This window comes from Aestuariivirga sp., assembly GCF_044238155.1.
Classification (GTDB): Bacteria; Pseudomonadota; Alphaproteobacteria; order Rhizobiales; family Aestuariivirgaceae; genus Aestuariivirga.
In genome coordinates, this window is record NZ_JBIIDX010000142.1 from 1 (window position 1) to 8,996 (window position 8,996).

Genomic DNA, 8,996 nt, shown 5'->3' on the forward strand with positions numbered 1-8,996 from the left:
AATCCCTCATGCGCGAGAATCCTGCGCACACCAGAGTCATCACCGTTAACAATAGGGACATTCGAGGCGCGGCCAAGAAATTTTCGAAACGCCTTGTCCAGCCACTCCTGAGAACCGTAATGTTCGAGATGATCATTGTCCACATTTGTAAGAACAGCATGGTCGGGCTGCAGAGTTGCGAGATTGTTGAACGCTTCGCATGCCTCAATCACCGTGGGGCCAGCCGAGGAGGCACGACCGCGCCGGTTCCCGAGACAGGGAACGCTGGCGCCTAGAATGAATCCTGGCGACCTCCCCGCATGCTGGAGCACGGTTGCGATCATCGCCGACGTCGAGGTCTTCCCATGGGAGCCGGCAACATATATCCGCTGGCGGTCTCTGGTGAGATGTTCGATATATTCCGCCCGCCGCATGATCGGTACATCCCTTATGCGGGCTTCAATCACTTCTGGACTGGAAAGTGGAACTGCATCGCTCAGAACCAATAATTCGGCATTTGACACATTTGCTGCGCGGTGTTCATCAAATACGTCGATTCCTTTGGCAGCAAGTGAGGAAAGCTCAGCGGAGCTGCGCAAATCGCTACCAGAGAAACGCTTGCCTTGATCGGCGAGATATTGGGCAATCGCGAGCATCCCGTCGCCGCCTATTCCCACGAGGTGGATAAAACCCTCGCGCTTCATCAGACGCCTCCAATCTTATCCATCAACGCGTAGTTTCCGATGGCGCGCAGTTCGCCGAATACAAAACGCCGGCCTGACTCCGTTTTCCACCAATCGAGTGCCGAAGGCTCATCCTCTGCGTATGACGGCCGCATGATAAGACGGATGTGGCCGGGCCAGTGTCGCCGTGCAGTCATCTGGACACGCCTCATGTGAAAGGGTTTGGCCGCTATCGCAACACTCGTCACATTGTTCCAGCCAATCTCGGTGGCAATGACATGGGAAGAGAACACGAAGTTCTCGAGGGTGTTTCGAGCTTCCTTTTCAACATGAATTGCCGACGGGGGCACAGCGTGTTTGATGGCCATGTTGGAGTAAGCCAGCCATTCCGGCTCTGCCTCGATGCCGGGTCCCCGCCCCGAGATGACCAGTTTTGGGGCAAACCCTTGATGGTAAAGATCGATGGCCGGAAAAATAGTGGTGATTGACGGACTCCCCATGACAAAACAAAAATCAACCCGCTCCGGGGGATCCTCGATGAACAAGAAGGAGGTGATGGCGTCACGACTTTGGTAAAATGTATCTTCCATGGGTTTCAGAGGCGCTGGTCCTCGCTCCGTAGCTTCAGGTCCTTGCACTACTGGCTGATTTGCCCCTGCGGGACCATTTGATGATGCCGCGTGAAGCCTAAGCGGCTACAGCGTCGCTCATGTCAGGTTCCTGCAAGATCGCTGCTCAGGTTTCGCAAACTGGCTTCCTCGTCCGTGAGATTGAACAGATTGGCATTTGACTGAATGTCGAAATATGTCAGCCGCGATATCGCCTCAAGACTATTTAACTTCGGCTGGAACGCCTTTCTTGGCGACTGCCAGACTATTGTCTGCGGATTTCCAGAGTCGATGATCGTACGGTAGCTGAAACCCGGGAAGAAATCATGAATCATCAATACGACCTTGTATACATCACCATGCCAAGGCAACCCCCCGAGACCATGTTGTCGCCGCTCCCGGAAGGAATGTTCCTTGTCACGAAGAGATGAAAACACGTCAGACGGAAGTGTATCGTCGATTATCCACACAGTACGGCGATGTGAATGCCGGATAGATGCAATGAAATCTCTGAGCGTCTGTTCAAAAGTATGCATTCCATCAATAAAAATTATGTCGTAAAGGCCCGGTTCCCCAGAAATCCAGAATTGATCGCTGGTCTGGGTAAAGAACCTGATGCCCGGCGTAGCGAAGGCCATGGTGTCAAATTGAAAGTCGGGATCGACGCCGTCCTTGAAGCGGGCCTGGACATTGAGGAATGTCTCGCCTTTGTTCACCCCAATTTCCAGATACCGATCTGCATTGTTCAGGGCTGATATGGAGCCAATCCGGCGGACCGACCAATTCACGCGCCATCTCCAATGCAGAGCGTGCAAGCATCGCCCACCTGCGCATCCTTGCGAGCCCTAAAAGTCTTGTCCTGTGCAGCTTTCAGCATTTTGCTCATTCTTAGTTATGGACAAACAATACTTGTGGAATTTTTGCGATCTTGAGTGGGCCAACGCACGCCCGTGCGACGTCTTCGAAGTAAGTCGCATCACCCTCAAATGTCTTGTCGCGAAATCCCGCTTTGCGGGCAAGCGAAGTCCTGACGGCTGCGGCGCCAATATCGATATCCTGCCTCTGATATTGAGTTCTGAAGAAGGAGTAGGAGCGGAGGGGCCTGCCGCCAGGATGATGGTGACTGTGTATCATGTCAAACATCACGACATCAGGGTCAGTGTCCGTGATCTTCTTTGTCAATGCCTCAATCAGGATGGGCACGTAGTAGTTATCTCCATTCGTTATCAGAACATAGTCTCCAGTTATCTTGCCGATTGCCTGCTCGCGCAGGGAGTGGCCGTAGTCATTGAATCGGATTGGGGTATTAAAGTGTGAAATCCGCGTTTCACCTTCACTAAGAAAGCCTTTGAGAAGTAGATCGAATTCCAGACATGGGCCATCATGAACCACAGTAAGTTGCCAATTTCCTTGTGTCTGATTCAGGATGCTATTGACAAAAACCTTGAGCGCCGTGTTCTGTTTGTAAGTGACACAGATTATGGAAATCGTTGGAATAGACATCTCTCGCTCCACACGTCGTCTCGCAGATTAGTGTCGGGCAGTTGTCATGTATATAGTCGATTACTGTGTTTTCTTTGATCCGGTTGTGCATTCCGGCGTCAGCCAATCAATGGTGCTTTTGGCAAATGTGTGTTTTATGAACCAACCTACGCCTCTCATCATGATCTTAGCAGAACTCAAGGCTTTGGTTTCTGCTTTGGGCCCGTTTCCGACCAGCAATTTCCCTTAAGCACTGTAACCGACATGGCGCATATACCTGTAGGCTAGTCGCTACTTTTGCGTGGCTTTTCCAGTTCCGGATTATGGCCCAACATCCAGACAAGCAACCCGCCGGCAGCCGCGACCATTGCAAGGAACACCAGTCCGGCAGAGTCCTCCTGCGTGGCGGTTTTCAGCAGACCGAAGATCTGCGGTCCAAAGTAACCACCCAGATTTCCAATGGAGTTTACAGCCGCAATCCCGGCAGCGGCGCCTGCTCCACTTAAGAAGGATGTGGGCAGGGTCCAGAATACAGGCAGGATTGAGAAAAAACCCCAGGCAGCAACACAGAGCACAGCCATTTTCAGCAGAAGGTCATCCACGATTGCGGCGCAACTCAGCCCAATAATCATCGCGATGAAGGGAATGACGCAGTGCCAGACCCGTTCTCCGGTTCTGTCAGAGTGCATACTCCACATGATCATGCCCAAGCCGCCTACAAGGTAAGGCAGCGTCGTGATAAACCCTGCTTCAATATCTGAAACACCGAATTCCTTGATGATTTGTGGAAGAAAGAAACTCAGGCCGTACTGCGGGATGTTGATGGCCATATAGACCAGACCAAGTGCGATGACGCGCATGTTGAAAGCAGATTGAAACCAATCTTTCTTGAAATGCTCTTCCCGGTTTCGCTGCTCAGCATCAAGGCGGCTCTGCAGCCATGTCTTTTCTTCGACTGTCAACCAATGTGCCTCAGTTGGCTTGTCGATGAGATAGAAGAGAACAGCCACTGCCATTGCTATTGCCGGCAACGCCTCAATAAGAAAGATCCACTGCCAGCCTTCCAGACCAAGCGCACCATGAAGATTGAGAATGTAGCCCGAGATCGGTGAACCAATCACAGTCGATACAGGAATTGCGAACATGAACAGACCGACAATCCGGGCCCTGTAGGCGGCGGGAAACCATAGCGTCATGTAGAAGATGATGCCTGGGAAGAAGCCGGCCTCCGCAATGCCCAACAGTAAACGGATGACATAAAGGCTGACTTCACCGGTAACGAAGGCCTGCGCGCCAGAGATTACACCCCACGTCACCATGATGCGTGAAATCCAGAGCCTTGCTCCAAATCTGTTCAGAGCAAGGTTGCTGGGTATCTCAAAGAAAAAATAGGCAATGAAAAATATGCCTGCCGCTCCACCGAATGCCGCTGCAGTAAGCCCCAGGCTTTGCATCATTGTTGGGCCAGCAAAGGCAACATTGACTCGGTCCAGATAGGCGATGAAGTAACAGGCCATCAGAAATGGCACCAGCCGCCACGTGACCTTTCGCATGGTCCTGTTTTCCAATGCGTTCAAGTATTCTACCCCACTTCATAGCGTTCGGTGCAGAGTCAGGACCGGGTCAATATCATCTAAGCAGTGTTTCGTGTTTGTAAAAAGTTGATATGGTCAATCTTTCAGCCCTGAGAAGTTGACTCGGCACGCCTCAAATCAGAATTGGCAAGAGTTCCGCCGGTTTTTTTACCAGGCAGATTTCAGCTATCAGAGGCGGCATTGGCCTTTCAGGCTGCACCATTTGGCGGGTTTTTGACAGCATGATGCAGCTCGCCATACTTCGATTTAAGATTTAAGACTCTCCGCAGTATTGGAGTTGATTACCTTGATCTGCTTTCGAAGTTTCTGTTCGATGCCAGAGCAGGCCGCGTATTGTCGAAGGGTGGCCCATGCCTAACCTGGCATCAATGAAACTCCCTCAGGCATAGTCAGAAATGGCAGAATTGATGTGATGGAAACATCCAGCACCCCTGACAGAGTGTGGAGAATAAAAACTATGTGATTGAAATTACCTTGAGAAATACATGTCTGACTCTGCGGGCCTGCTTGCCCGGGTGGCAGACACACAGGAGAGTTCGGCAACATCCGCGCAATTTTCATCGCGATATGGCGCCCATGCTGCCAGCTGAGACAATCTTCGCCAAATTTGCACTTCAAGCATGCCTGTCAAGAACACAAGATTACGGCTCGACTGGCATTTCACAAGTCCCGTGTTGAGCCAGACGATTGCAAGCACTAACATTGCCTCCAAAGGAGCGCTGACGCATTCCCTTTATCAATCATTCTGATCGCAAGGCATCAAGAGAAGCGAATGTATACCAAATTGAAAACTTGGCTGTGTGTACGAGCTTGGAGCGTGAGCATTTTTTTGGCTGCTGCACCCCACTCCACCCTTGCCGCTGATGCTGCATCCACAACCAATGGACTGACTACCCAGGCTGAAAGCCGCATATCCATCGGCCTGTCCAATTATGATTATCACGAACCAAGCTTGGACGTCAGAATTTCCGGACTCAGAGGAGGTATCGGCTACTACGGCACCAAGCCACTGGCCGAGAATTTCTTCGGGCTCCTTGCAGTCGATTATAGGTTCGGCTCCCTTGAATGGACAGCATCGGACAGTTCCGGTGGCTCGGGTGGTCAGGCAAAGGGCATTCCTGATTATTACGTTGAGGGGAAAATCGCAGTCGGACGGGACTTCACGTTCGACAGTTTCGTTCTGTCTCCCTACATCGGTCTCGGTTATCGGAGGCTGTTCAATGAATTCAGTTCCGCGAGTTCGGGTTATGACCGAATCCAAGAATACTTTTATCTGCCGGTGGGGCTGATCCACCGATTTGGCCTCGGTTCCCATGGCTTGCTGGAGACGACAGTTGAGGGAAATTTCCTGCTCGCTGGCTATCATAAAGCTGAATTTTCTGATTTCAATTCGAACTGGGAAGATGCCAACTTCGAGCAGGAGTCTGGCTATGGCATCAAGGCCCGCATGATTTATCGTAAGGGTAATTGGGGGATCGGCCCTTACTTGAATTATTGGAACATTGCAGACTCGGATATCGACTACATACAGTGCTATGAAGATTCTATCTGTGAGACTTTTGAACCAGCAAACTCTTCAACAGAGTATGGAGTTGAGGTCCAGCTCAGTTCACTGGCAGTGCCGGAGATGCAGTCTGACCAGGAACATGACAGTGGTGGACAGGATTGGTCTGGGCTCTATGCGGGCATTCAGGGTTCTTACCTGGTAGCAAATGCTGATATATCCGGCGATTTGCTTGGTGATGGTACACTCATCATCGAAAGCTCATCCTGGCTTCCTGGTGCAGCTATCGGCGTGTATGCTGGAAGTAACTTCTACTCGTCATCCAATGTCGTGGTTGGCATCGAGCTGGATGCCAATCTGACGAATGCGTCATTGAGCAGTGATTCAGCTAAGGTCAATGGAGGATCCGTTTTAGGCCTTGAAAGCTTCTATGAGTTGAAGGGATATGGATCCGGGAGACTCCGGGCAGGCTATAGCTACGGCAGGATGATGCCATACCTTACTGCCGGACTGGCCATTGCCAACATCGAGGTCGGTTCTAATTTTGCGGACACCGCTATTTTTAAGGGTTCCGGCTGGCTTTATGGCTATACATTGGGTGCTGGCGCTGATTACCAGCTCAACGACAGGTTTCGCTTGCGTGCCGAGTACCGGTTTACTGACTATCTAATGGCCGATATCGACGCGCACTACACAGGTGATGAAAATTTCTCTTATGGTAACGACGTCGACATTTATTCCCAGAGTCTGCTCCTTGGCATGGCAATGTCTTTTTGAATCGACTGATCACTGACGTGCGCCTCATCATTATCGGCGATGAACAGTATCCTACAATTCATACTTCAGCGGCGATAAAATAGAGTTTCGCTTCATGAAAGGAGGCCGTTGATACAGGTCCTCAGTAGCCGATGGATGGGATACTCTAGCAAATGATCCACCCTCACTGAAGTGGTCCGACATGAAGTATGTCTTATGGCATCGAGGAAAATCAGAACAAGCCAAGAAAACGGCGAATGCCTGAGGCGAACACCGCCAAGCTGCGGCAGGTCGATGTCGTTGTTTCCCAATGGGCCGTTGCGCCCGAACAGATGTTGAAGGCCATTCGCCGAGCCAGCCGGAAGCATCATTCGGCCGAGGAGCAGATCCGCATCGTGCTGGAGGGGCTGCTGGGAGAGTACGGCATTGCCGAGCGTTGCCGGCGGGAGAATATTGCCGAGAGCCTGTATCATATTTGGTCGGAGGAGTTCCTCGAAGCAGGCAACAAGCGCCTGGCCGCGGATACGGCTCGCGCAGCGACCAGCGGCTAGATCAAGGATCTTCACCGCGAGGCGCGGGACATGAAAATCCTAGTAGCTGACGTCACGCTGAAGCGCCGCCTGCTCAACAAAAGCAGGATCGCGGATGGGGGAGACAAGGAATGAGATATCCCGCCCCCGAGAAGCTAGAGATCATCCTACTCGTTGAGCAGTCGCACCTCCCGGTGCTGCGGACGCTTGAGAAGCCGGGCATTCCCCGTCAGACCTTCTACCACTGGCATGACCGTTATCTTATGGACGTAACTGAGGCCCTTGAGCACTGAAACCTGCAGCATGGCAAGCTATGGAATCACATCCCGGACGAGATTAGCAAGAAGATCGTGGGCATGGTGTTGAGGATGGAGATGCCTCCCATCAGTCAATTAGTCTTGAAGGGAACAACTGTTACATTTTCAGTTCTGCATAGATTATTTCTGACTCCTTCCTCAACATTACAGTGCATGATTGACGCCTTGCGCTGAAAACCACGTTGAGTAATTTGTGCAATAGCCGCTTCGATATCTGGGTCGCGCCTGAATTCTTAGGAAATTGACTTTTGGTTCGTGGTTGACTTTTCTCTCTGAGAAAATGTCATGAAAATCAGCAGGAACTGAATGCTGATTCTGTCTTTTCTAAAATATCACCCGACCTGTTTGGATACACTCGCACTGTTATTTGTCTCAGCATCTTTGGCAAAATCAATGATGTGGTCTATTACGGTAATACACTCGCTTTAATTCTTCTGATTTAGTCCCATAGTCTTGCGAAAACAAAAGTGCTGTGGCAGCCTTATTCGAGAAATAATGCTTAGAGGTTGTAAATGTTTGCGACGAAGATTGTCTCAACGGGTGCATGTCTCGCTTTTTCAGTCTTTTTGCTCTTTAGCAATTCCAGCTCCGCGATTACCGCTGAACTCTCGTATGACAGCGTTTTTAAAGAAAAGAGCGCAACGGGTAGTGGATTAGCCCATGCTCTCTTTTATCTGCTGTCTGCGACGGGTAGTCCCTACGGCACCGTTGGAACCACCGCTGAGCAAGACAAAGCATCAAAGGCGCTGGTTAAACCCTATCTCGATCCAGCTTTTCAGCTGCAACGAGCATCTGGTGAGCGATATACGGCTGAGACCTATCTCCCAGCTGATGTAGATGATTATGAAATTGGCGATGTTCGTGAAACTCGCCCTGCTGATGATGTTGTGGTTGTTAGATACTCCGTGAGAACAACACAAACCCTGCCCGATGCCGCCCTCGTAATGAGCAAGGAGAAGGCACCTCGGCTCACTGTCTTCCATTGGAATTCAGTAGATGCGAGCTGGAAGATACTGAGCCACGCTAATTTCAATACGCCAGTAGCAGCAGTCTGTGACAAAGAACCGTTGATCGATAAAGGACTCGAATCATCAGTAAGCCTAGATGACTACAAACTGGGTGTAAGCCTCATTGAGAAGTGGATCACGCTTTTGGACGAAGGCAATAGCCGGATCATGTTGAATCCCCAGGCGCAGGGACAGAATGCTGGAGGTATGGGTTATACGACAATGTCGGAATATAAAGACCCGATAGTATCAAAAATACATTTTGATGATGTTGTTGTATCCCGTAACGGAAGACTTATCGTCGTCTCATACTATGCGAAAGTCGATCAAGCACTTTTCCAAGAGTCACAGATGCTTTCTGCCGAAATGACACCCAGACTGCTCACGTTTCTTCAGGGGGATGACGAGAGCTGGAGCCTGATCGCAACTGCGACATTCAATCCTCCTAAGGAACTTCCGCAGGGAACTGCTTGTGTACCAGCTGGAAAGCTAGAGGACGCGCAATTGTAGGAAAGCGGTGTAGTGTTCACTCCTC

7 protein-coding genes and 1 pseudogene are annotated in these 8,996 nt (G+C 50.7%); 3 read left to right on the top strand and 5 right to left on the bottom strand.

The genetic code is table 11. The features are described 5' to 3' along the window. The 5 genes from ACILRN_RS13605 to ACILRN_RS13625 all read right to left on the bottom strand — a co-directional run. Positions 1 to 683, bottom strand: a 683-nt coding sequence (locus tag ACILRN_RS13605) for a Mur ligase domain-containing protein (RefSeq protein ID WP_395689144.1), incomplete at its 3' end; no start/stop codon positions are given. Then, complete coding sequence (locus ACILRN_RS13610) at positions 683 to 1,207, bottom strand: YdcF family protein (RefSeq protein ID WP_395689146.1); 525 nt, start codon at positions 1,205 to 1,207, stop codon at positions 683 to 685. The genes ACILRN_RS13605 and ACILRN_RS13610, both read right to left, overlap by 1 nt. Positions 1,208 to 1,374: 167 nt before the next feature. Then, positions 1,375 to 2,058, bottom strand: a complete 684-nt coding sequence (locus ACILRN_RS13615; protein ID WP_395689148.1) for a class I SAM-dependent methyltransferase — start codon at positions 2,056 to 2,058, stop codon at positions 1,375 to 1,377. Between the two features lie 100 nt (positions 2,059 to 2,158). Next, the gene (locus ACILRN_RS13620; RefSeq protein WP_395689150.1) at positions 2,159 to 2,773 is read right to left on the bottom strand and encodes a glycosyltransferase family 2 protein; all 615 of its coding nucleotides are present in this window, start codon (positions 2,771 to 2,773) and stop codon (positions 2,159 to 2,161) included. A gap of 263 nt (positions 2,774 to 3,036) precedes the next feature. Next, the gene (locus ACILRN_RS13625; protein ID WP_395689152.1) at positions 3,037 to 4,305 is read right to left on the bottom strand and encodes an MFS transporter; all 1,269 of its coding nucleotides are present in this window, start codon (positions 4,303 to 4,305) and stop codon (positions 3,037 to 3,039) included. A gap of 814 nt (positions 4,306 to 5,119) precedes the next feature. Between ACILRN_RS13625 and ACILRN_RS13630 the strand changes: the two genes are divergently transcribed. The 3 genes and pseudogenes from ACILRN_RS13630 to ACILRN_RS13640 all read left to right on the top strand — a co-directional run bounded on the left by ACILRN_RS13630 (position 5,120) and on the right by ACILRN_RS13640 (position 8,971). Next, positions 5,120 to 6,628: an outer membrane protein gene (locus ACILRN_RS13630; RefSeq protein WP_395689154.1), complete on the top strand. Its 1,509-nt coding sequence runs from the start codon at positions 5,120 to 5,122 to the stop codon at positions 6,626 to 6,628. Positions 6,629 to 6,939: 311 nt separating this feature from the next. After that, a pseudogene (locus tag ACILRN_RS13635) lies at positions 6,940 to 7,427 on the top strand (transposase); the annotation flags it as partial. Between the two features lie 539 nt (positions 7,428 to 7,966). Beyond that, positions 7,967 to 8,971 carry a hypothetical protein gene (locus tag ACILRN_RS13640; protein WP_395689156.1) on the top strand — a complete coding sequence of 335 codons (1,005 nt, stop codon included), beginning with the start codon at positions 7,967 to 7,969 and terminating at the stop codon, positions 8,969 to 8,971. Positions 8,972 to 8,996: the final 25 nt, after the last annotated feature.